The sequence below is a fragment of the Paenibacillus sp. FA6 genome (assembly GCF_051550225.1).
Classification (GTDB): domain Bacteria; phylum Bacillota; class Bacilli; order Paenibacillales; family Paenibacillaceae; genus Paenibacillus_AQ.
The window spans coordinates 415919-442050 of record NZ_CP188820.1 but is presented as its reverse complement, the minus strand read 5'-3'; the positions used below and the strand labels follow the sequence as shown (position 1 = coordinate 442050).

14 protein-coding genes and 1 pseudogene are annotated in these 26132 nt (G+C 44.4%); all 15 read right to left on the bottom strand.

Going from position 1 to position 26132, the window contains the following annotated elements; genetic code table 11:
* Positions 1-167: 167 nt before the first annotated feature.
* A pseudogene (locus ACP8HI_RS01985) lies at positions 168-578 on the bottom strand (chromosome segregation protein SMC); the annotation flags it as partial.
* Positions 579-1311: 733 nt separating this feature from the next.
* Positions 1312-1458 (bottom strand): hypothetical protein, encoded by a 147-nt coding sequence (locus ACP8HI_RS01980; protein ID WP_438349480.1) that lies wholly within the window; start codon positions 1456-1458, stop codon positions 1312-1314.
* Between the two features lie 336 nt (positions 1459-1794).
* Positions 1795-2853, bottom strand: a complete 1059-nt coding sequence (locus ACP8HI_RS01975) for a glycoside hydrolase family 76 protein (RefSeq protein ID WP_438349479.1) — start codon at positions 2851-2853, stop codon at positions 1795-1797.
* Positions 2854-2934: 81 nt separating this feature from the next.
* The gene (locus ACP8HI_RS01970; RefSeq protein WP_438349478.1) at positions 2935-3990 is read right to left on the bottom strand and encodes a glycoside hydrolase family 76 protein; all 1056 of its coding nucleotides are present in this window, start codon (positions 3988-3990) and stop codon (positions 2935-2937) included.
* Positions 3991-4059: 69 nt separating this feature from the next.
* On the bottom strand, positions 4060-5592 hold the full coding sequence (locus ACP8HI_RS01965) for a glycoside hydrolase family 76 protein (protein WP_438349477.1): 1533 nt from the start codon (positions 5590-5592) through the stop codon (positions 4060-4062).
* Positions 5593-5630: 38 nt separating this feature from the next.
* Positions 5631-6518: a carbohydrate ABC transporter permease gene (locus tag ACP8HI_RS01960; RefSeq protein WP_438349476.1), complete on the bottom strand. Its 888-nt coding sequence runs from the start codon at positions 6516-6518 to the stop codon at positions 5631-5633.
* A gap of 33 nt (positions 6519-6551) precedes the next feature.
* Positions 6552-7439 carry a carbohydrate ABC transporter permease gene (locus tag ACP8HI_RS01955; RefSeq protein WP_438349475.1) on the bottom strand — a complete coding sequence of 296 codons (888 nt, stop codon included), beginning with the start codon at positions 7437-7439 and terminating at the stop codon, positions 6552-6554.
* A 101-nt stretch (positions 7440-7540) separates the two neighbouring features.
* The gene (locus ACP8HI_RS01950) at positions 7541-8842 is read right to left on the bottom strand and encodes an ABC transporter substrate-binding protein (RefSeq protein WP_438349474.1); all 1302 of its coding nucleotides are present in this window, start codon (positions 8840-8842) and stop codon (positions 7541-7543) included.
* Positions 8843-8890: 48 nt separating this feature from the next.
* Positions 8891-10207: a glycoside hydrolase family 125 protein gene (locus ACP8HI_RS01945; protein ID WP_438349473.1), complete on the bottom strand. Its 1317-nt coding sequence runs from the start codon at positions 10205-10207 to the stop codon at positions 8891-8893.
* A 208-nt stretch (positions 10208-10415) separates the two neighbouring features.
* Positions 10416-11600, bottom strand: a complete 1185-nt coding sequence (locus ACP8HI_RS01940) for a GntR family transcriptional regulator (protein ID WP_438349472.1) — start codon at positions 11598-11600, stop codon at positions 10416-10418.
* A 687-nt stretch (positions 11601-12287) separates the two neighbouring features.
* Positions 12288-13325: a glycoside hydrolase family protein gene (locus tag ACP8HI_RS01935; protein WP_438349471.1), complete on the bottom strand. Its 1038-nt coding sequence runs from the start codon at positions 13323-13325 to the stop codon at positions 12288-12290.
* Positions 13326-13379: 54 nt separating this feature from the next.
* On the bottom strand, positions 13380-15671 hold the full coding sequence (locus tag ACP8HI_RS01930) for a helix-turn-helix domain-containing protein (protein WP_438349470.1): 2292 nt from the start codon (positions 15669-15671) through the stop codon (positions 13380-13382).
* Positions 15672-15925: 254 nt separating this feature from the next.
* Entirely contained in the window at positions 15926-23572 is a 7647-nt protein-coding gene (locus ACP8HI_RS01925; protein WP_438349469.1) for a discoidin domain-containing protein, read from the bottom strand.
* Between the two features lie 54 nt (positions 23573-23626).
* A complete protein-coding gene (locus ACP8HI_RS01920) occupies positions 23627-25186 on the bottom strand; it encodes an ABC transporter substrate-binding protein (protein WP_438349468.1) in 1560 nt (519 codons plus the stop codon).
* Positions 25187-25251: 65 nt separating this feature from the next.
* Complete coding sequence (locus ACP8HI_RS01915; protein ID WP_438349467.1) at positions 25252-26121, bottom strand: carbohydrate ABC transporter permease; 870 nt, start codon at positions 26119-26121, stop codon at positions 25252-25254.
* Positions 26122-26132 lie beyond the last annotated feature (11 nt).

Below are 26132 nucleotides of genomic sequence, written 5' to 3'. Positions count from 1 at the left end.
TGTACTTTATGCAACTGGGGCGAGTAGATAACCCATAAAAACAGTAATTAACAGGCTTACTAATTTAAAACGGATTGGAATCCAATCCGCCTTAAATAGAACCTATTTTCACTATTATCCTTCATATCAACCTGTTCACTTCGATATCTCCAGTAATTTATATCATCTCATTCTGCTTCCTTCTTCTTGATTCTAATCACCGCACTCTGAGGAATCCGTGCATCGTGATACACGACGAAGGCTTCGCTAAAGTGTTGTAGGTAATCAGTTTCATGTGACTTGGGAGACAAGATGATCATCTTACGGGTGAGTTCTTCCTCATATAGGAGGAACGCATTGGATTTCCTGCTCTCATCTAGAGCTCTATCGAATTCATCCAAAATAATATACCCTGGATTGGCCTGAATTGTCTTCAGTAGTGCCAGTGCAAACAACATTGAACTAAGCGACTCCTCGCCGCCAGAGACACCTTTACCTACTCGCCCACCGCGTCCCTTTATGCTAACTTCCTCTAACGATCCCTTATGACCTTGCTTTCGTGCCCTAATATTCAGGAAATACTTCACACTCCCCTGTTTGCCTGATTACATATTCCCTACCCGTTTCCGCAGTCTTGAAGAGACTCTCATTATATTAATCTCGTAACCATGTTCCAACTCATAGAGTGTCTCATGTTCGAACACACAACCTTTATTCAAATAAAATGTAACAAGTTATTAATAGCTGAAGTGTCAAAAAACGCCTTTCGGCGCCATTGGTGAAAGAGTTCATACAGTGGAGAAGTTTACGTTTACGGTGATAGTGATAGTGATACATTGTATCGCTATCAGGTATGAGCTGCAACACCATCACAAATAATCACCTTCCGCCTCCATCATTCACTATTAGGTGCATAAAGTACACTTAGATATGGTCAATCCCCTTTAACACTAATTTTAGTTGCATACAGTACATCTAGATTACTTGAATCCTTGCTTATTACCGTTTTCACCACTTTTAGGTGTAGGTTTTACAACTAATTCCTACTTCATGAACCTTTCCTACTATTTAAATGTACTTTATACATCTATTCTAGCCTCACCTTCACTACCTTCATGCGAAACATTGTTCGTTACTCTAACGTCGTCATTTTATGCCTATTCCACTAAATTACATCTGGAATTTAAGATCTTTCATGGAATATGGATCGAATATGGTCGGTACCGCGGCTCAAGTGATTGATATGTAATAATCTTTAAGGTTTTGCTATTCCATCTGATTCTGGTAAATGTCCGTTTGGGGACTACGAAGCCGCCGTTAAGATCAGTATGATTATCTCCACGTCATTAGGATAAACTCCCAATCCTCTGGGAATCCAATTCTCTTCAACTCAACAACTCCGTTATGTTCAGTAAGTAATGCTTCCAAACGAGTCACAAAATTTGTCCACTTATTTCGATCAGGAATGACTTCTTTCAATATATACAGTAGCTACCCAAACAGGTACTTGTCCCATAAAAAATCCTCCATCAATAGAAAGGCCCACCTTGGTACGCATTGTTAAGAGGCGTGGTGGGAACTGTTAACTTTAACATACAAGGGACGTTGACTATAGTCAACGGGTTCCAACCTTATTACAGACCTTTCAAGTTCCTGTTCTTTAAGACTCCTTCTTCCGCTCATCTAGTCCACGTTCTAACGATTGAATCGTACGCATATTTTCTTTCGATAAGTTACTACAAAGATTGAATACATGAGAGATTCCTCATCATTTAGTAATGGCTATGCTGTAGCACTCAAGTTCATGTTATCATCTTACGTTGGTAGGGTGGCTGCGCCCTCCAGCAACATAAGACCACTGAGCTGAGCACTCAACTGAACGGGTAGTTGCGGTTCCTTCTCCCAAGACGGCCCGCACAGACCGATCTGCTTATTCAAGCCTTCATCCCATAGTCGCTGGGCATTGACCAGAATCACCTCTTTGATCCGCGCACTCTCCGGGCATTGCTGATACAGCTGCACGAAATATCTAATCAGGATGCCTTTGAACAATCCGGTATCGTCAATACCTTCATCGGGAAGCATCAATGTGACCGGATCGCATAGGCGCTTCATACAGGCTTCGGCGGTTCGCTTCGCATCCTCAAGATACTTGCTGTCACCCGTATTTCGATACAGCTCCAAGCCAGCTCCTAGGAATACCCCCTGGCAGTAAGTGAATTCCCAGTCGTAATCAATCTTGCCATCACCAGCTCTGTTCATCCCGTCCCACACAAAACCTGTGGCTGGATCAACTAGATTGGCTTTGTTCCAATCGTAAATACGTATCGCCCATTCTAAATACTCTTCTTCATGAAGTATTCCATACAAGCGGGCGGCAAGAATGGCAGCAGGAGCATTGGCCGGGGTATTCTTATAATCGATCTGATCCTTCTTCCATGCCATCCCACCCCCACAATGATTGTTCCAGGCGGTCTTGATATCAGCCCATAACTCCAGTACATCGCGTTTGTATTCCTCAGCGCCCGTTGCCTTATAAGCCCGCAATAGTGCAAGGGCTGTCCATTCCATATCGTCATAGTAATTATGCAAGAAGGTTCCTTCATTATAGGCACGAAGGCTTCTACTGAGATCCTGAATTCTCTGAGCATATGCTAGTTCACCTGTTCGTTCATAAGCATCGACCAGAACATCAATAACATGGGCTTGCCACCAGTAATAGAAGTTATCAGTCGCCTTATTGTTCTCCTGGGGGTACCATTGGTTCATGATACCAGTCACATCGTTGTAGTAGTTATGATGCAGACATTGCTGAAACCACTCAGCGCGTTCCTTCCAACTTTCCGTTTCCACTGCTATTATGCTGTTTGTCATGGTCTGCACCTCTCTATACTTAGAATGAAGACTCACTTTTATCTATCTTCAGATCGCTTACATCTCCTGGGTTATGATCCTTCATTCCATCCGTTTGCTTAGCTCCGCCATCTTCTCCAATAGCTTGATACCACTGAGCTGAGAACTTAGCGAGATGATACCTGTAGTGGCCGAAGTCCAATCTGTTCCAAATAGGGCCTCATTCGCGGATTTCCCTCTCTCCCAGAGATGCTTGGCATTCGCACCTAGGAATGTGGTAAGCTCCGCCGCTTCAGGATCTACTTTCACCAACTCAGCCATATAGCGGATCAGAATTCCTTTAAAGAGTCCAGCATCGCCATTTCCTTCATCCGGCAGCACACCATACTGTGCATCAGCAAGTTCTCTTACGGCCGCAGCAAAGGTTCTCCGGGCATCCTCTAGATAGACCAATTCGTTCGTGATTCGATAGAGTTCCACAGCTGCTCCAATATACACCCCTTGGCAGTAGGTATACTTCCAATCCTTGTCGATCGATCCATCACCTGTACGGTTCATTCCATCCCATACAAACCCCGTCTTCGCGTCTACCAGATGCTCTTTTTGCCAAGTATAGATGGTATGCGCCCATTCCAGGTCCTTTGGATCGCCGAATGCTTGATACAGACGTGCTGCCAGAATAACTGCGGGCGCATTGGCCGGAGTATTCTTATAATCTAGCTGTGACTTCTGCCACGCAATGCCGCCGCCCATATGTTCGTTCCAGCCGGTCTGAATATCCTTCCACAATACGATCGCCGTTTCTTTATAGGCTTTCAGTCCTGTTGCCTGATAAACACGAAGCCAAGCAAGAGCCATCCACTCCATATCGTCGTACAGCTCATTGGGCCACACCCCGCCATTACGCTGAAGTAGCCCTTCATGAAGAGCTGCAAGTTGCATCGCATAGCGTTCATCGCCTGTTCTTAGCAGACCATCTACCAGCACATCTACCGCATGCGCCATCCACCAATAATGAAAGACCGTGTTGCACTCTCCGTTTGGACAAGGGGTCTCGATGTTGTACATACCGATCGATTCATTCCAAAACAATGTATCCAACGCTTCCTGCGCCTGATCAGCCCGTGTCTCCCAAATGCCAAGTTCCAATAGATTCATATGCTCTCTCTCCCTAGTGTCTAATCTACCGTCTCTCATCCATGCTTCAAGAAGGTAATCTTGCTTAACTTATAACCCCGTCATCTTGTCTATATTCAAATAATTGCCGTTACCCTTGCCCGTATCATAACCAAGCTCAATCGAATTGTAGCCCGCGTTCAAAGCGACGTTCAACGTAACCGTATTCCACGCGCTCCAGCTACTTGTTCCCGTAAAGGATAAATTATTACTGACCACCGTACCATTCACTTTGACATAACGTCCTGCATTACCCGCAGCAGCGGAATACCGGAAGCTGATCGTCTTGGTACTTGTACTATTCTGGTTAACGTTAAATACGATCCGCGTATTATTCGTATTCCACCCGCCCGTGTAGCCTCGCCCAGTAAAACCTGGATGTGTCGATTCATTATTGATACCATACAATCTCGCATTCTCAGCCTCGTATATCCCATTGCCGGCGATGTTTCCGATGTAATTATCGGCAGGGACAAACTGCAGAATCGAAGCCCCAGCTGCCGCAGCTATACTTTGGATATACCCGCTCCGTGCAGGTGCTGTCCAGTCACTGTCGATGATGTCGTCAGACGTACGACGATGATTGAAGGCTTGTGTGGCATTTTGCTGCAGAAAATTCAAGTATGAGGCATTTCCAGTGGCGATTCGCAGCTGGTTCAAGTTACGGGCAAAAACCATCTTGAAGCCGGGTGCGTCATTTTCGCCCTCATACAGTAAGGAATAAGACAACGTCATCTTATCAATCACGTAGTTCGCAGCGTTATTAGCATCGCTCAGATAAGAGCTCGTGCCAGTTGCCTGATTCATAGCCAATGCAGCGCCGAGGAATGTTCCATAATTATAGGTGAAGTCCCAATCCACAACAGTCCCTGAGCCCGTTCCTTCAATATGATCATTCAACTTGCTACCGGAGACAAGCTTGCTTTGGATCCAGGTATACATCGTCTGTGCCTTCGTCAAGTAGTCGGAGTTCCCCGTCGCATTCTTCAACTTGATGGCGGTCATGATCATCGGCGCGTTCGTGGCCATATTCTTCTGTGGTGATGTACCGTCTCGTTTCCACCAAATACCTCCACCATAAGTTGTGTCCCAGTCGCTCCATATTTGATCGAAAAGGAATGACGCGCGGTTGCGGTATTCATCGGTACCTGTCAACTCGTATGCCCGCATACAAGCCAAAGCCCACCAGCCCAAATCATCATTAAAATCATTAACCATCATATCTGGATATTTCGCGTTGAACCCAGTATAAATATCATCGATCATCGTTCGGTATGTGCTACTACCGGTTCGTTGATACGCATCCATCACCGTCTCCCACAGTTGAGCCTCCCACCAGAAATCAGTATATAACCCACCATCCGGACCACTTGCATGCTCAGAATGGATGAGATGGTCGCTGTTGGTATAGAAATATTTGGCTGTCGAATCATAAAAGGTATTAATAAATCCGTTCATAGCCGTATCGGCATTTGCCGCTGTAAAAGCAGATGCGCGGTGATGCCCGCCAAATGGCGTTACCAGAAGTGCAATGGCCAGCATACTGCTTAAGAATATCGATACTTTCTTACTAGACCTTATCAACTCAATCATCTCCCTGATTGGTATTGGTATAAGAATCGTTAGCCTTTGGTACCACTGAACGCAATACCTTGCACAAAATAACGCTGTAGTGTAAGGAACAGCACAAGAATTGGTAGAACTGCCACAAGCGCACCAGCCATCATTGGCCCGTAATCAGTCTGAAAATTATAAGAGAAAGCTTGTAGCCCCATCTGGATGGTTGCCTTTTCCGGATCATTCAGCACAATCATCGGCCACAGAAAGCTGTTCCAGCCCGCCTGAAAAGTAAAGATACTTAGTGTTGCAAGCGCTGGCTTCGTCAAAGGCAAGTAAATACGCCAGAAAATCTTGAATTCTCCACAACCCTCGATCCGGGCCATTTCCATCATGTCGCTGGGCAGTGTCAGGAAAAACTGTCTCATGAAGAACACTGCAAACGTCCCTGAAGCACCTGGTAAAATAATGCCCCAGAACGAATTCATCAGCCCTATGCCACCGCTTCCGAAGATATCATTACCCCCTAAGAGCGGAATATGGCGCATGACGAATACCGTAGGAATCATTGTCACAATGCCAGGAATCATCATAGCTGCCAGTAGCACGCGAAAGATCGATTTGTTTAGCTTAAAATTCAACTTCGCAAAAGCATAGCCACTGAGTGAGCCGAAGAATAGATTCGCCAACACGCCAGATACGGCGAGAACTAGCGAGTTCCGGAAGAACAAAGCGAACGGAACCGTTGTAAATGCCTTGCGATAATGCTCGAATGTCAGATGCGTAGGAAACCACTTGATAGGCATTGCGAATATTTCCTCATCTGGCTTTAGCGATGTCATTACACTCCAGTAAAACGGTAGGAACATAACGATAGCGATGGCGACACAAGTTATATAATAAATGGATGTGCTTAGCCTCCGCTTCAGCTTATAATTTCCTCTAATGTCCATTCCTTTGAGCCCCCTTCTCCTTGGCAAGCCTCTCTATACAATTGGCTCTTCCGCTTTCGTTATTCGCATATTAATCAACGAAAAGATGAGAATTGCCACAGCAAGTACAAATGCCTGCGCGGATGCATAACCCATTTGAAGCTGATTGAATCCCTGCTGATATATCAGGTACACCGGCGTCTTAGTCATATTGGCCGGTCCCCCCTGCGTGAGTACAAACGCCTGATCAAATAACTGTAGCGCCCCGATAATTGCCATTGTGCTCACCAGAAATGTTGTCGGCCGAAGCTGTGGCCACGTAATATACCTGAAACAATCGACTTTATTGGCACCATCGAGTCGTGCCGATTCATAGAGATAATCTGGGACTCCCTGTAGCCCTGCCAAATAAATAATCATATTAGAGCCGACCGACTGCCATAAAGTAAGCATAATAATCGACAGCATTGCTGTTCCCGTCTCCGACGTCCAAGCTGGACCTGTAATTCCAACAAAGGACAACATTCCGTTGACTAGACCAAATTCCGGATGTAGCATCCAGATCCATACCGTTGCTGCCGCTACAGCTGACGTAAGCGTGGGCAGATAATTTAGTGTGCGAAACACCTTAACCCCACGCCATGCCCTGTTCAGTAAGCTTGCTAGAAGCAACGAAATAAGAATATTAAATGGGACAAATATAACGGCATACAGAAACACGTTTTGGAATGTTTTCCACAGCAGGTCATCCTCAATCAACCGGCGGTAATTATCAAACCCAATCCAATCGAATCTACTGAGCACATCGTAGTTCGTGAAACTTAAATATAGCGCCATCACAACGGGGATCACCGTAAATACCGCAAACAGCAGCACTGTAGGCGTGATGAATAAATATGCTGTCCTGGCTTGATGCCTCTCAATCTTTCTGATAGAAGCCATCCAACTCCCCCCTCTTTATCAATACAGTTGTTGTTTAAGGTTAATTATCTCCTGTCCGCTTGCAAAGGGGAGGTGCAACCTCCCTCATGGCTTCTTGCGTATTACTTCATAACCTCATTATCCTTGAGCATTTTGTCGCCTTGCTCCTGAGATTTCTTCAATGTGTCTTCGATGCTTAGCTTATTTTGTTGGTTAAGCTGAAGATTCGGTGCTAGCGCATCCGTCTCCATAACGGAGTACCCTGGATGAGCAGGACGGATCTTCGCGAACTCCAATGTTTCCATAAATGGCTGCCACTGCGGATCATCCTTGAAGAATGGATCTTCTAGGGCAGGCTTGAAACCAGGCATATTAAGACTAGTCTTAGCCCATAGCAAGGCGTTATCCTTGTTGGCTGTCCACCATTTGATAAATTCCCAAGCTTCGTCCTGATGCTTCGAACCTTCCGGAATAACCAGACCAAATCCGCCCATTACGCTACCTTTATCACCATTCGGACCTACTGGAGGCGGAACGATACCATAATCTAGGTCTTTGCCGTACTTATTGTAGGTGCTGAGCATCCACGGACCAGAATATAGCATGGCGACTTTACCAGTGACAAAGGCATCCTGCCCTTCGCCAAGTCCCGACTCAAAACCGACCTTGTAAACTTTATCCTTGTTCATGAGCCGATCCCAGAACTCCAACACCTGCTTACCTTGCTCATTATTGAAATTGGTCTTGCCATCCTCAGTCAACATTTGACCGCCTGCCTGTTGAAGATACATATTGAACAATCCGAGATCACCTAATGAGAAGCCAGCTGTCTCGAGTTTATTACCATTCCACTTCGTCATCTTCGTGGCAGCTACCTCGAGCTCATCCCATGTCGTTGGAGGCTGAAGTCCAGCGTCCGCCAGTAGCTTCTTGTTATAGAACAGGGCCCGAGCATCAACCGTAAGCGGCAATCCGTATAATTTATCATCATAGGAGAGTTCCGTCAGTGATTCACTATAAAAGTCCTCTTTAGAAATGTTATCACGAGTCAAGTATTCATCAACTGGATGAAGCACGTTCTTGGGTGCATAAAGCGAAGTCCGCCAGCGATCCCAGAAGAGAACGTCAGGTGCTCCGCCATTGGTGGCTGAGGTCAGGAATTTAGTTATCATATCCTGCTGAAGCACATATTTAACATGAATTTTATCCTGCGATTTATTAAAAGCATCGACCATAGTCTCGAATTGCTTCTGACCTTCTCCACCCCAGTCACCCCAGAAGGTGATTTCCGTTTTCTTGCTGTTCCCACTACTTCCAGTCTCTCCGGTGTTTCCTTTACTAGCAGCCCCATTATTACCACTGCATCCCGCTACAACAGAAGTAATCATAACCAGCGCAAACAACGTAACCAGCCATTTCTTCATTTTTTCATCCCCTTAAGAGTTTTTTATGATTCTTGATTGTTACGAAACTCAGCTTCGTTTAACGCTAATTCCACAGTGCATCAATAAGAACTCGCAGAACATCATATTTGCCCAGGAAAACCAAGGTCTCGTATACTTCCCTGGATCATCCACATGGAAACCTTCATGCATAAAGCCCGTTCCTGCATCGGTCTGTTCCATCAAAGTAATTAGATTCCCCTGCTCTTCCTCGCTTGTCGAAGTCATCCCCTGAATCGCCAAAGATATATGCCAAATGTATTGACTTGGCGTGTGAGGACTGCCAATCCCTGAAGCTACCGTGCCTTCATAGAAATAAGGGTTCGTTTTACTAAGGATAAGCCTGCGGGTGTTCTTGTAAATAGGGTCATCTGCACTCGTATAGCCTAGATAGGGAATGGAGAGCAGACTCGGAACGTTGGCATCATCCATAACATTCACATGTCCAAGCCCATCCGTCTCATAAACATAGACAGATCCAAATTCCGGATGATCTATGATGCCATACCGCTGTATCCCCTCATCGATTTGCTCCGAGAGCCGCTTCGCAGTTACTTCCAATTCACGATCACCCAGAATCTCACGAGCGATTTCACACACATACCGCAGAACAACAACCGCAAACATATTGGCAGGAATCAGATAACCGTATTCGCAGGCATCATCACTAGGGCGGAAGCCTGACCAGGTCATCCCCGTGTAAGCTGTCAAAGTCCCTTTGCCTTCACGAACCAGCGTATCCGTAGGTGGACAATCCATTCGCTGAAAACGGTAATCCGAATCGCTCTCATGATTCTGTTCTTTGATCCACAAATCTATAATTTTCTTTACTCCAGTCACGAAGGTCTCATTAAATTGACTAATACGGCCAGTATTTTTCCAGAGTAGATAGCTCAGCTGAATGGGATAACAAAGTGAATCAATTTCATATTTCCGTTCCCATATCGATGGTTTCATCTCAGTTTTATCCTCTTGGTGTCCCATTCCGTTGGCTGTCTCATTGAATGCATTGGCATAAGGATCAAGCTGGATACATGCAAATTGACGCTCCACAAGCCCTTGAATCATATCCGCTATCTCTTCATCCTCTGAAGCAAGCATTAGGTACGGTCTAACCTGAGCTGCAGAATCACGTAACCACATCGCCGGAATATCTCCGGTTATGACGAATGTCGTACCATCTGGATTACGTTTTATGGTCGCATTCCATGTATTCGACAAGCATTCCTCCAACATCCCTACTAATTTCGGACGATCGACCAGCTTATCACGAACGCGGGCCACTAGAACATTTATAGTTCCTGATATTTCTCTCGTTGAATTCAGCTTGAACCCCCCAATCTTCATTTTATTATGAAGCGCTTTCAAAAGTTAGTATATTAGTATGGTGTGTATATGTCAATATGTTTTTCAAATAATAATAATATACTATTATGATATCTGTTAGAGTAATATGACAACACAAGCAAATGAGAAAGAAAAAAAACCTATCGATGAAGACAGGTTTTTTCAAAACGAAACGGATCTCGATTTATCTTCATAGCGCAACAAATAGTTAAATGTCGCGTGATTGCTTGGCTGAGCCAGTCGATTCACCAGGTATCAGCTTGGCTTCAAGCATTACTTTGTTGGGGACGGTATGCCCGTTCATAATACTAAGCACATTCTCCACAGCAATTCTACCCATTTCTTGTTCATTCTGCCACATATGGGTAAAGGGGTAACCTCCCCCGAGATGCGTGGGCGGACTGTCGAAGCAAATAATCGAGATATCATCCGGTATCCTTAAGCCAAGCCGTTCCACAGCTGTCTTCGCCAGTAGCGCAATGTTGTATTCGATAGCAAACAGTGCCGTTATCGAGGGGTTATTCTGCAAATGGGCAACAAGCCGCGAGATATCACGCTCAATATTCTCATCATTAAAGGAATTCGGCAGAGTTGAGGTCAAATCACTGACCCAAAGCTCCTGATCAACCACGATTCCCCGCTTGGCATGAGCCTGTATAAAACCTTCTATTCGATCCTCAACCGCCGTCGTATCCACAGGTGGCGGCGAAAGAAATGAAATATGCGTATGTCCAAGATCGAACAAATACTCCGTGCCTTTGAGTGCAGCTGTCATATTATCGGAACTGATTGAAGCAGCCGCAACTCCTTTCAAATGCCGATCCACCAGGACAAGCGGGAAACGCCCGATAACCAATTTAAGGATTTCCGCATTGAAATACTCGCCCTGCGCGGGAAACACAATCAGCCCATCCACTCCCAAGTTGAGAAGTTTCTGAATGGATTGTTCCTCATTCTCCGGGATGCCGAATGTTCTTCTCAGCACTAGGAAGCAGTCATTATCACGTGAAGCCTGCTCCATGCCATAGATCAATCCTGTTCCATAACTGTTGCCAAAGTCTGTAATGATCAGCCCAATCATCTTCTCTTTATGATTCATCGAGGTCGAAGCCGTCCTACCAGTATTTATGGCTAATGGAGACGCTGATTCTATATAATCGATACTAGGATCGGCAACAAACGAGCCTCTTCCCGGCTTTCGAACAATCAATTGTTCGGTAGCAAGCATCTCAAGTGCTTTCTTACTGGTGATGCGGCTTACACTATAGGCTTCAGCCAGCTCTTTCTCGGAGGGAACGCGCTCTCCAAGCTTATAGGCTTTGGTAACGATACGCTGCTTCACTTCGTCAAATATTTTCTCATACATCGGTTTAGAAGACGTTGTCTCACCCATGATTGTCATTACCTCCTGACTCTCATTTTTCATAATATACATAATAATATATCATGATATACTATAGTTGTCGACACCCACTAGAAAAGACTCCACACAACCTTTATTTAAATAAAATGTACTAAGAAACTCGGTGACCTCTGTCTTAACAACCAATCTGCTAAATTACTATAAATACAGTAATAGTGTTTGATTCCATCCTTACTAGGAATTATACATGTGTCAAGGGCGCCATTTAATACATAAAAGAACGGCATCACAGCCGCATTCTAAAAAAACCAGGCTTTTGAAGAAGGTCATTTTATTTATCGAGCATCCTATCACCATACACCAGCTACTTAACATATAAACCTGACTATATTTTTTAGCTTGTATTACGTGACAACGGCTTGAATCAGTTGGAACTTCCCTTCTGCCCTTATTTTGAGTTCTTCCGCATCATTCTCTCTGCCAATTCGATCTTTTTTAGTAATTCATTCTCAGCTTTGAGTAAATCATTCCAACAGTATGTCTTTTCTCGTTATACAGAAAATTACCCTATAGAATAGACATTTTAAAAATGTCTATTCTATAGGGTAATTTTTAAATCAAGATCGTCTTTTTATTGAAAACATTCACGCGTATATAACGCGGGATCATCTTTGTGAAACCCTCCCATGTCATATCCGACTTAACTTGCGCTTTGTATTATTTATCCTGCGTGGTTGACAGCGGAATAACCATGTTCCAAGTATGATCGAAACGATACGGTCCTTCCCCCGTGCCTGTAGCGGCAAATAAGTGCGTCGGAACGCCATCTTCGAATAATAAATACGGTCTTTCCAAATTACACATCTCGCTTTGCGTGCCATCATCCCACTTCACCATACGCGAGTATGCTTTGGGACTCGGATGGATGCTCCAATGGATGCAATCTTCGCTTGTCGCATACACCCCGGCTCCCCATTCTCCCGTCAGGCCGCTGCTGCCGTTCTTTAGATCATCCTTCATAAGGAGATGGAATAAACCATCGGCATGCCATAAATAAGGATCTTCGACATGCAGATCTGGATCGGAGAAATTCAAGATTGGATCATCTGTCAGACGCCGGAATGGCCCTTCGGGATGATCTGCTATGACAACGCCCAATTGTAGCGTAGAACCGGCATACTCCCTTGATTTGTATATCATATAGGTCGTTCCATCTGGTAGTATCGTGACCGCAGGATTCGTGGTTATAGTGCAATCCCACTTCCCCGGACGAGGCTCCAGCAAAGGTGTACTCTTTCTTCTCCACGGTCCGTATACGGATTGTGATACGGCTAGACCAATTCTCTTATTATTCCAAACTTCGGCTCCTCGTTCAGATGGGATCGATTCCCCCGGACCCGGAATCGGTCCGCCGTAGGTAGTTCCCATATAATAGAGATAATAAGTTCCGTTCCATTGCTGGATATAGGGATTATGCTGGTTCATCCCATCGAAAAAAGCTCTATCTCTCCTTCCAAGCACCGTCTCTTCGTATCGATAGGGCCCTTCGGGAGTCTCGCTGGATGCCCTCACGATCTCGCAGTTAAACAGCCAGTTCACACCAAATCCTAGCTCTTTACTCCATCGGGAAGCAAACAGATGATAGCGTCCATCCTCCCCCCGCACACAGGACCCGCACCAGATATAATGATCATCCTCACGATAGCCCCCATTTACCGGAGCAGGCAGCAATCTTTCATAAATCGGATTAGTCATACGTTATCTACCTCCTTTACCTATTTTTATCCTTCCTATTACGCTACTCTTGCTCTAATTATTCTTTTTCATTTGTCTAAACTGATTGGGGGATACCCCATGTCTTTTCTTAAAAACGGTAATGAAATAGGTACTATTCAAGAAACCGATATTCTCACTTATTTCCTTAATTCTTAAAGGCGTATGAAGGAGCAACTCTTCTGCCTCATTCAACCGTAAGTTTGTTACATAGTTTGAGAATGTAACCTTCATGTTCTCATTAAATAGTTTACTGAAATAGGGAACCGAGATTTGGAGTGAAGCGGCTACTGCATCAGCGGATAGATCGCCTTTCCTGTAATTATTTTGGATGAATTCACAAGCATTTTTGACGATTACATTGCTGTCTCTATACCTGTTCCCTTTTAATTCGCGAATAATAAAATCAACCAGCTCTAGGTAAAATTCGTTTACTTGTTCGATATAAACAAAGCTAGTCATAATGTCTACCAGCGAATCCTTCTGAAAACTTACATACAGTGGAGAAAAGTCTACGATATCCTTGAACTCGGTATCCAATTTCTCGCCTATTCTTCTTAATATCTCGAATATTTCCTTAATCGAGCAGCCTCTGATCTCCTTGAATAATTCGCCAACTTCCTCCTGAGCACCTTCCAAGTTGTTCATCTTTAGCTGGTTCATTAGAGCCTGTTCGAGTTTCATGGGATTAGTTACTTGTTTCTTTAACCGTGCTTGAATTTCATCATAGTAAAATACACTTTCATTGCTTCTTACATACTTATACTGTAGTGCTTCTTTTGCCGTCTCAAAAGATCGCGATAAGGATTGGGCCATATTGACATGTATGCCCACCCCTACCTTCACTTGAATGCTCATGAATTTCTCGACTTGATAGATAAACCCGTTTAATTGATCTTCTATCGGATTGCCTTCATGATCATTCATTAATAGAACTAAGGAATGATTGCCTATTTCTATTCTCTCCAGTCCATTATCGTTATGAGCAGGGAATATCCGAAGTGCCAGTTCATACATAGCATCCTTTACAAGAGCTCTCCTAGCGTCTATTTCCCCCTCAACTATTGCGCCTTCCCCTTCCATCCCTATCACAAGAATGCGAAGATGAGTAGGCTTCAGTTGAACGCCCAGCTTGCTAAAGTTATTCTCCAGCTCGCTTTGATCGATACGGCCTTCATTATTGAGCAAGTCTTTGAGAAACCCTTCCTTCAGCTTGTTGCGATCCTTCACAGCTGAATCTTCCAGCGTAGTCACTTGACTAATCAGTCCCTTGAAAACCTCACTAACATATTGAACATCGTCGTAATGGTCGGCCTTGGGCTCATAGGGATGACTGAATCGGATCATCCTAATGACCTGACCAAAGGGCATATAAATTTTATTAAGAATAAAAATAGTTGCAGCGATACTTATAAATAGAATGATGATAGCACCGATAATGATATTTTTCAGCACGTTGAAGCTGTCCTTGGAAAGATAGGCATAGTCAGTTGTATGAATCAGATACCATTCCAGTTTGTCATTGTAAATCGAAGTGATTAATGACTTTTCACCCGATATGTTAGCAATAAAGTTATTGGTTTTTTCAGTAGAATGAATAACCTTGTTAATAAATGTCTGATCCTTACTGTCTTGCATGAATAGATCTGGATGCTTGCCGTTAATAATATTCAGCCCATGTTTATCTACAATAATAAAGTTTGAGTAATCGGAGCCTTCCATTTTATTGAATAGATCCCGAATGGCGTCCAGTTTCAAGTTTATAAAGATCGCATTGCCATTCTTCGCTCCCGAGTAGGTAAATATTAAAGAAAGAATATCGTCGTTATAGACTTTGGATCGATAGGTATATCTCTGTGTATGTGGGAGAAATGTCATTTTGTTCATCGTTTTGCGTACATCGATTAATGCCAGAGCTTCTTTATCAATCGTTCGGATATCGATGTCCTTAAGGATCGAGTGGATAAACCTCCCCGTAATTCCATTGTACAAATAGACCGAATTAATAAAAGAGTTCAAATTCACTACATCATTTATTCGCGTGGCAACCTTTATGGAATCAGCTGGGCTCAGTTCATTCGAATAAAGTCCCTTAATGATTTCCGTGTCATTGAGAAACTCTTCGCCGATTTGAAAAACTCTCTCATATAAGGTCTCGATATTATAATCGGTTTGCGAAAGCAATTGCTGGTACGTATCCGACGTGTGCTTATCGATAATCTGCGTATTGTAATAATAACTAATGACGGAAACCATAATAATCGTGAAAATAAAAACAACGACGTTCGCCACTATTATTCGACTAAGGAAACTCCCTCTCGACTTCATCAACATAGAATCATCCTTGTCATAGGTATACTAGTTTCACCGCTTTTATTTGAAAGCGGTTTCAAATCATATGAAAGTAAAAATCACTACCCACTTCTATTTATCACGAATATACTCCTTTTTTCTTCCGATCGTCAAGCTCCGTTATTTCTAGGACTTTCAATACAGAAAGTGGAACGGTACACAAACCTAAAGCGCCTGAACATCTGCAATTGCAAGAGCCAGGCGCTAGAGATTTGAACCATCCGTCTACTTTACTCTAATACATTTGCAATAACCTGAACGCTCTCCGCTCGATTTGTTACACCTTGGGGTATAAACTGATTGCTTCCGCGACCTTTAAGAAGATCCAGATCAAAGGCAGCTTGAACAGATCCCCTTGCCCATCCACTGATAAGTTGATCATCTGCGAACTGGCTTTGTTTGGATGTTATATCCACCTTCTTTCCTGTCTTCACTTCATAAGCACGGATAATCATAACGGCCATCTCTTCGCGGGTAATCGTAGCGTCAGGTGCAAATTGCGTTTGACTTCGTCCCGTTACGATACCCGCTTTATAGGCAGCCTCAATCGCTGAAGTGTACCACTCATCTTTTTTCAAATCCGTAAATGGCGTTGTTCCTGTCGATTGCAATCCCAGAGCTCGAACAAGTATCGTTGCAAACTCCGCTCGAGTCACATTCGCTTTCGGGGCAAACTCGGTATCATTCACTCCTGTAACCACTTGGTGAGCGGCCATCCTTTTGATTACATCTGATGCCCAGTGCTGATCGGAGACATCTGTAAAGGTCTTATCATACGTCAGTAAGCCATATTTGCTGAAATGATGAATTAGCGCTTCAATCATTCCGTTAGATGTGCGACCTCCGACATACTCAAGTTTTCCGTTGTCCTTCACATAGTAGATGCCTGTTAGGTTCTGATTAACAGCTCCATTAACCTTTAGTTTTAATAGGATCGGTTCCACGAATTCAGTTAATAACTTCACCGTTTTTCCATCCGAACCGACGATTCCAATAGATAAATCATAGACATTTCCAATGGGTGTGATAGCAGCGTGTGCATCACTTGCAGCCTTATTCAAAAGTCGTTCTGCTTCTGTCTCGGCAACTTTGGTGAATTTAAATGATACATATGCCTTCTTCCCTTCACTCGCTAAACTGATCAATTGAGCAATAACAGCACCAGGCAGCTCCACGGAGATATCCTCGCCTTGGAATACTATCTTGCCTAAGCCTTTCAGTGCCTCAGATGGAACAGGAATCAGCACTTCAGTGATCCCCTTCTGTAGGGTCACAACAGCTTCTCCATTTGTCACCTTCAGCTCATCCACAACCTGCTGTTCTTTGGAAGGCCACTTAGGTTCCCCCGTCGTTCCACCTGAAGGATTGCCACCTACAGGATTACCACCTACAGGGTCGGTCGTGCCATCTGGAGGATTACCGCCTTCAGGATTGGTCGTTCCAGGCGTGACTGTGAAATAAATCGTGTAAGTAAATATGGTTATACCATCTTCCGCCGTCACTTCGATCGTTGTCGTTCCAGGCAAAGCTATCGCTGGAGTTACCTTAAGAGCCGCATTGGAATCTTCAACAGTAGCAGATACGGACGGAACAACTTGTGTCCCAGCTGGCAAGGCGACATTATACGCAAATTTGTCCTTTTGGAATCCGACTAGGGATTGGCCGTCGATAACGATACCGTTTAATGTTGCATCCGTGCTGGGAGCAACTACGACTGGAGATTTAAACAATTTTGCATCAACCCAATCGGCATCATCGCCGCTCGATCCGTTACCACCATCGGTTACAATCAGCTTCAACTCATGCTTACCTGCAATATTAACACTCACCTTCTGTGCTGCGGAACGAATACCCATCTTATCGCTTTCAAACAACTTTTCCCCATCTGCCCAAATCTGAAAAGTAATCAGCCCTTGCGTACTTTCCTGATCAACGCCTACATAGGACTCAAATATCTCGTATCCTTTTCCGTCCAAATCATAGACGATCTCAGAGCTAGCATGGGTTCCGATTCCTTTTTCATACGACTTGCTTCCCATTCCGTCGAACACAGTCAGTACATTTCCTTGGATGCTGGCGTTTTTCTTCACCTCGCCCCACCCTGTCGTTGCACTCACCCAGTTCAGATCACTCAAGTAGGTTGCGGCATCGGAATAGCTTACCGTATAATCATCATGGTCATCGAGTCTCATACTTACGCTATTCGTATACGTAGCAGCTAGTGTTATAGGTTTACTGACTGAATTTGCTTCTAACCAACCAGGGTACGCCGCTGGATGCGACCATATATTATTGATTGCCAGCCTGACGGTTCCGTCTGCTAGTAGAGATCCTTTTACCGAACCATTACCGTCCCCTTGTACGGTGAGTCTCTTGCCAGATTCTCCTAACAACAAGGAGGCGAAATTGAAATTGTTCTTGGAAGCAACAAAATCATTCGTTCCTCGCTGCCCTTTATCATTCTTACCGTACGTGTTGAAATCCTTCTCATCCTGCGACCATGCCCGTGTCGGCTTAACCCCATATAATTCAACACCTTCACTACTCGTCTTGAAGGCCATTCCTTCATTTCTGCCAATCTGATCTTCTGGGTAGTACGACCACTGGCCATTGCGGTTCCATGTGATCCGATCTGCTGCAGCAGAGACGTCGAAGGCTACACCTATTGCATCATAGGTAGTAGGTAAATGGGATACTGTGTAGTTCGTCTTAATCAACCCAGCCCCGTCCACATGAAGAGTGAAAGTCACACCTGTATTCCCGTAATTTCCAGCTATGTTCACGATCGCCTCATTATCTGTGCTCGTGCTGGTTATGCTGGATAACTTCCAAGCATCCAGAGAGGAGGTGAATCCCATATTCAAGTAAGGGCCCCCGATCAGAATCGTTTCTCCTTTATAAATGCCTGTTTGGATCATGCCCGTAGCTTTGTCGAAAGTAAGGCTGAAATCCTCCCCTGTCAGGGTAATGGCAGAATCATTATTCTGAATATCGGGTGCTTGCCCTTGCGCTTCCTTGAAATGGAATGTCTTCTCACCAATGGTGAGGTTATACTCATCTACCAATCGGTCCGTTTTGTAGCGATCGCTCTGATAGAATTTCAGATGGACCGTATCTCCAAGCTTCCATGACCTTGCAGGAATAACCAAGCTTCCGCTGCTCATAGGTTCAATAGCGGGTCCGGTCAATATTCCCGATTGTCCGTTCATGGTCCATTCGACTTTGATCTCATTCAGATTGGTATGGTTATACCGATTCTCAATAGGGATTTGGAGTTCATTTCCCTTGCCAGGGTTAGGCAAGGTATTGGTCTCGATGCGGATAGGCGAGTAGGCCTTCTTCACATTCCAGTACTCCGGCTTCTCCCGATTCCAAGAATCCATAAGTCCCCATTTCGCATTGAATCCGCATACTTTCTCTTCACAGAAGGTGGCTATATCACGAGAGTGCCAAATCGCGCCTCCCAGCGCTCCTTCTGAATCATCAATATGATCCCAATAGCGTTTGATCGACTCTCCATAGAAGTCTTGGAAGGAAGGATCATTACTATTCCAGCTACCATAATACATGAATAAATGTGCGTACTCATCACGAATATCTGGCTTATCACCGCCGCCGAACTTCAAACCGTTCTCTCCATAATGAACACTAAAAAGATCATTATATTGGCTAGGTGCATTGACGCCAAAGCTAAATTTGACCGGTCTTGTTGGATCGATTGCTTTCACATAGTCGTGAGTAGCAGCCACATTACTTCCCCAGCTGCTTTCATTCCCAAGCGACCAAATGACAAGGCTTGGATGACTGCGATCCTTCTCGATGGTCTCTGAGAACTGCCCCATGAAATAACTCAAATAATCAGAATTACTCAATCGTGAATCATTTATGAACATGACTGAATTTTCCTGCTCGACATACAAGCCGATCTCATCCGCATAATCGAGAACATATTCGAACTGCGGCCAATGCGAAGCCCGGATATAATTGATGTTGCCATCCTTCAGCTTCAGCAGTGACTCTTTATCATGCTCAATATCAACGGCAACACCAGCCAAAGGAGACGATTGATGCCAATTGACTCCGCGCAGTTTGACTTCCTTTCCATTTACAAGCATTTTATTCCCATCGACCTTAATAGATCTAAACCCGATCTTTCGAACAACCGTCTGCACGATTTCCCCATTTACCATTACGTTGGCAGTCAGCTTATACAGGTTCGGATGCTCCGCGTCCCACTTTTGAGGATTTTTCACGGGTATGCTGATCATGCTATCTGGACTGTCTGCGCTTAATGGGATGGCACCAGGCGCAATCGGCACCGTATGTCCATCGGGATCGACAAGCTCAAGATTGACAAGAGACTCTTGTGAGCTGCCGAAAATCATACCTGCAGAAACCTTCAAGGTTGCATCAGTATACGTAGAATCGAACTCTGTTTCAGCTTGCAGCCTAGTCAAATAATTGACAGGCAGTGCAAACATTTTCACTTCTCCTACCAGTCCCCGAACATGCTGGTATTCAACAAAACCTTTCTCTGCGGTAATACCCACCGTAATCCAAGCACTCTCGCCAGGCGTCACATAATCCGTAATATCACAATCGAAGGTTGTAAAGCCACCTCGATGCGTCCGAACCAAATGCCCGTTAACCCAGATTCTTGCAACATCAAAGGCAGCTTCAAATCGCAGCATCGTTTTTTGCCCCTGATAATCCTCAGGTATAAAAATAGATTTCTTGTACACATTCTCAACATTTCGGTCTGGAAACCAATCTCCGCCCTGCTGCGAACGAATATCAAACCCAATAACTTCTAAGTTGGCGGGTACTTTAGCATCTGCCCAAGCAGAAGGCTCTACGTTGTTCTTCCAGAACCCTTGCGCTGGTGCCTGTGTGAATTTCCAAGTTCCGCTCAAATTGATAATCGGATTTTGTACGCCTGCCACCGTAAGCGGCATAGGAGCAATGACAGGTCTTGCCCATCCATTGGTTGAGGGCCCAACAGGCAGAGTAGGCATCGCTTCACTTGGATAGCCGAGCACCTTAAACTCCTTAATGCCTGCCTTACTACCAAGCTCAAAGTCAGTCACGGTAATACGTACGTATCTCCTTGCCGCATCAAGGAAAGAATCGGCAAGGACTCCACTGCGTCCTGCATAACTCAATCGATCTACCGCCGGATACCAATTCAAGGCATCGGAAGATACTTCAATTTTATACTTGTAATTCTTGTTGTCTTCTTTCCATGTCACTTCGGTACCCGTTAATTCATAACTCTCACCTAAGTCGACTTGAAGCCAGCTGTTCTTGTTTGAATTATTGGAAGTCCATGATGTCTCTAGTTGGCCGTCTACCGCATGCGATGCGGGATTTACTGCTTCCTCGGAAGAAGCAGTAGCCTGCTTTCCAAGAGCAGCATTCGTTACTGACTTAGTTAGGCTGAAAGGAAAAGTAAGTACTTTGCTTGCTTGAGAACCAACAGCCACATAAGCTCGAATTGCTAGGTCATTCCTAACCACAATCGGATTACTATAGGTCTGTTTCGTTGCGGAAGTCTTTGGATCTGTCCCATCTGTCGTGTAATGAATGACAGCATTCGCAACAGAGCTTAGCAAAGCAACTTCCGTGTTCTCCTCAACGGTCCCAGTAGCTGGATTTGTAGACAGAGCCACGACTTGATAGGAATAAGATGTGACGATGCTGTCCTCTTTTCCATCCACCTTTGCATATGCTTTGAGTGTAACAGCAGTTTCAGCATCTACTCCATTGCCTATTAGAGGGAAATGTCCTTCATATAACTTCCTGCTGTCGGATGTGAGAGGATCACTTCCATCGGTCGTATAGTAAATCGAAGCATTAGGCTCTGAAGCTGATAAACCAACCAGAGTGCCCTCTGATACATCTTTGGTCAGCATGTCGATTTGAACTGGCATCGCATTTGAAGTGTTATAAAGCTCGAATTCCCAGATTGCTGCCGCTCCTCCTACGTGAGCGATTTGATGCAATCGGACATACCTCGCGTTCTTTGCAGGGAAATTATACATTTGATCATCGGTATCCTTATTGCTGTTTTCCGTTACAACCGTGGTCCAGTCATTCCCGTTCTCCGATACGTCAATTGTAAATTGCGTTATATAGTTTTGATGATCAGGGTTTTTACGTAAAACAGCATAATTGACAGGTTGCAGCTTCCCGAAATCGACGATCAGATCCCATAGACCGAATTTCTCCGGTTGAGCATACGTACTCAGGCTTCCATCGATAGCTCTTCCTGCCACATTGCCCCATCCCGCTGCTGCAGTCATCGTTGCAACGGCGCCGCTTGCAAGATTAGGATAGTCCTTTACATCCTCCACTACCTGCACCTTGTAAGTTAAGCTCTGCATCTCCCCCTCGTTCCCACCGATCTCATCAATGGCAACAGCGTTGATGCTCACATCGTTATTAATCGTAAGTGGTTCCGAATAAAGTAATCTGCTAGGCGATATTCTCGGGTCGCTCCCATCAACCGTGTAATATATGGAAGCCGAAGGAAGGCTGCTGCTAAGCGTTACCTTCTTCCCTTTTATCACCGTACTCGACTCTGGAGAAGCCGTTAACTTAGGTATAAGAACTGTAGACGTATACAGCTCCAACTCACCTATTCGTACAGCTGGCCAATCCGAACCTTCTGCAGCTTTCTTCGTCACGTGAAGCCGAACATACCTGGCATGAATGGGCGTAGCAAGTACCCGATCCGTGACAATAATCGTGTTATTGATTACGGTGTCTGCAGTAAGCCAAGGTCCATTCCCACCACCTGAGCTGTATTCCAGCTGAAAATCTTTCGTGTTCAAACTGCCGCCGCCTGCATGCTTGACAATCCATCTGGCTATATCATATTGATCTTCGAGATCAACAACGGCCCACTCATCCGTAATGGGATTTGTTCCAAAGCCAGTATCGCTTGTCGACCACATGGTACTTGTAGAGCCATCTGTCATAAAGCTTGGCGAATGCTGAGGAAGTGAGCTGCTGGCGGTCACGCTCTTTCCGAGCGCTAGATTAACCGCCGACGCTTCTTCTTTAGCTAGTCTGTACGTGAACGTCTTGGTTTCGCTTTGAGCTCCGGTCGTCTCATCCGTCGCGACTGCCATAATTGTGATATCGCTTTCAATTGTTAGCGGTTCGCTATACATAAGCTTCGTTAGCGATGTTGTCGGATCGCTGCCATCCGTCGTGTAATAGATTACCGCTGTAGGAGGTGAAGCGTTAAGCTTCACCAATGTCCCCTTCACTACCGTGCCAGAATCTGTATCTGCCGTTAACACAGGGATATTCACAGCAGTGGAAGTGGAATAGAGCTCGAATTCACTTATCCTTACAGCTGGCCATTCCACACCATCTGAAGTCTTCTTCGTCACATGAAGCCGAACATATCTTGCATGGATGGGCTCCGTTAAATTTCGGTCTGAGAATTCGGCTGTATTGTCCGAGACCGTGTCCGCAGTTTGCCAAGGCTCGCCCTCCTCAGCCATGCTGTACTCGAGTTGGAAATCACTCGTCACTAAAGCACCAGGGCCACCACTCTTGACGACCCATCTAGTAATATCTTTGTCTTCGCCAAGATCGACCGTTGCCCACTCATCGGTAATCGGACTAGTCCATTGGCCGGTATCGCTCGTTGACCACATCGTATCTATAGAGCCATCTACCATATAGCTAGGCGAATGTTGTGACAGCGAACTGCTCGCTGTCACCGTTTTACCCAAAGCTAAGTTCACGTTTTCGGTATCCACAGCTGCTGAAACTTGGTTAGTTCCAATGCTCCACGTTACAAAGCTGCTCGATATCATCGCGAAACATAGAAAGAGATTCAGATATTTCCTTCCTCTTCTCATAATAGATTGGCCTCCTCAGGCTTTAAATAGATCATTCTTTACTTGCTCTAACCACTATTTCGCAGCATTTTTTGCTTGAAATTCTATGAATTGCTTTTGTACCTCAGCAACCACTTTATCGATGCCAGCTGACTTCAGTTTACTTTGGAATTCTGGATAAAACTTCTCATAATCGATAAACCCAGCATAAGCAGCAACAACATATTCTTGCGCCACTGCATCAATTTGGGCAATCTCCGACTTTACAGGATCTGCATTGAACCGGAAACCAAGCATTGGAGCTACAATGGCATCTGAATCCCAGTTTTTCAAATTTTCAATATAGCTAGTCTCTACATTTTTACTGAAATGCTTCAAACCAATATCATCCCAAGCCCAATAAACCTGATTGTAAGTGGCGTTATCTGCGATACCTTCAGTCGACACAGCGTTACCATCCAGCTTATAGTTGACATCCTTGACCCCATAAGAGAACAGATCATAGTTCTCTTGATTGCTTCTGAACCAGTTAATAAAAGCCATAGCCCCTTCACTGTTCTTGCTTGTTGAGAAGATGGACAATAAATTAGAAGCTGCATCGAAAACGTACTTCGGTCGCTCAGGATTCAAGAAAACATCCTCCAACTTTCCATTCGGCATCGTTTGTTTGAAGGCGTCGATACGCTCGGAAATCTTAAGGACATTAGACCATATCGCTCCGATTTTCCCATTGTTCAAAGCCGCTTCGGGATCTTTGATTTCTTGGGCATCTTTTGGTAGCCAACCGTTCAAATACCATTTCCTTTTTGTGTCCACAATGTTTTTGAAAATATCAGACTCGTAAAAGTTTTTCACTTCAAGATTCGGATCCGTTGGATCGATATAAGCAGGTCCCGCACCGGTATCCCCGATTGGGAGGTAAACATCGCCGAATTCTCTCAAAAGACCACGGTTACCATCATTAGCGATAGGCACCATATCCGGTTCATTTTTCTTAATCGCATCCAAGTAATTCTCGAAATCTGCTAACGTATTGATGGGTCCCAGATCGTATTTCTCTCTTAGGTCTCCGCGAATGGTAAAGAAATTATTGTTTTCCGCGGTAGGAACAAGAGTTGGAATGCCGTAAATTTTATTATCAATGGATGCGCTCATGAAGTTAGCAGCAGGTATGTTCTCTTTAAGCTGCTGGCCTTGCTTATCAAGTAAATCATTCAGAGGAAGGACGACGTTCTTAGCTGTAATTTGGGATAACCAGCTTACATGTGTCCAGGCAATATCATAGTCCTCTCCTGATGCTGCAATCAGATTGAGTTTGTTGGAATATTGGTCCCATGGGAAGTAAGTGAATGCCAGTTTGATATTTAAACCATCTGCTTGAAGCTTCGCTTCTATCGCAGCTTTTACACCTGCAATATCCTTAGGTGCATCGCCAGGAAGAACGATTTTGACAGTTCCCTCCACTTGAGACACGGCCGTTTCCGGTGTTTTCGCATCATCATCTTTTTTCTCTGCCGTATTGGTTGGCTTTACGGCTGGCGTATTCCCCCCATTCTGTGAACAAGCTGCTAGCATACTTAGTAATAGAATTAAAACCATGAAGATACCCGTTGCTTTTACATGTGCTTTTTTCATACTTTTTCCTCCCTCTATTATCTTTACTTATCTATGTTGAACCCGTTATCAGGCTACAACCTAATCTAGCCTTTTACGGCACCAATCATAATACCTTTGATGAAATACTTCTGTATAAATGGGTAAATGAGAATGATAGGTCCAATGGTAACAAGAACCATGGCCATTTGAGCGGTAATAGAAGGCAAGGTGCTGCTTCCAACTCCGTAGCTGCCCTGAGAACTCATATAATTAATCATGGATTGAATCTTGAATAGCATGAACTGCAAAGGATATAGTTCACGGGAATCGATGAGCCACAAGGCTAGATTCCAATCATTCCAGTAGGCTAGCGAATAGAACAGCGCAATGGTCGCAATGATAGGTGCAGAGAGTGGAATAATAATTCTCCAGAAAATGTACAGTGGATTAGCTCCTTCTATCTCCGCGGATTCAATAAGCGCTGGCGGCAGTGATCTAAAATAATTACGGACTAAAAATACATTAAAGGGACTAACCAGTATCGGTAAGATCAAGGCCAGTATGGAATCCTTCAGATGTAAATACTTCGTGATGAAGATATACCAAGGGACAAGCCCTGCGTTAAAAATCATCGGAATAAATACGCAAAGTGCTATGAAGTTTCTATACTTTACCTTTGGAGCCGCTATGGTGTAGGCCAACATCGTCGTGACTAGCAAGCTCAGTGCAGTTCCCAAGACCGTCACTACTATAGAAATGCTATAGGCGTTAAGGATTGAGCTTCCTGAGAATATCAGCCTATACGCGTCGAATGAAAACTGTTCTGGAATAAATCGATAGCCATGTTTGACAACCGAATTCTCATCAGTCAACGATACGATAATGGTCAGAATAAAAGGAATCGTCGTAAAAATGCAAAATGCGATAGCTATGACATGAAATATAACTTGCGATACTTTACCGTTGTTGTTCACCACTTCACCCC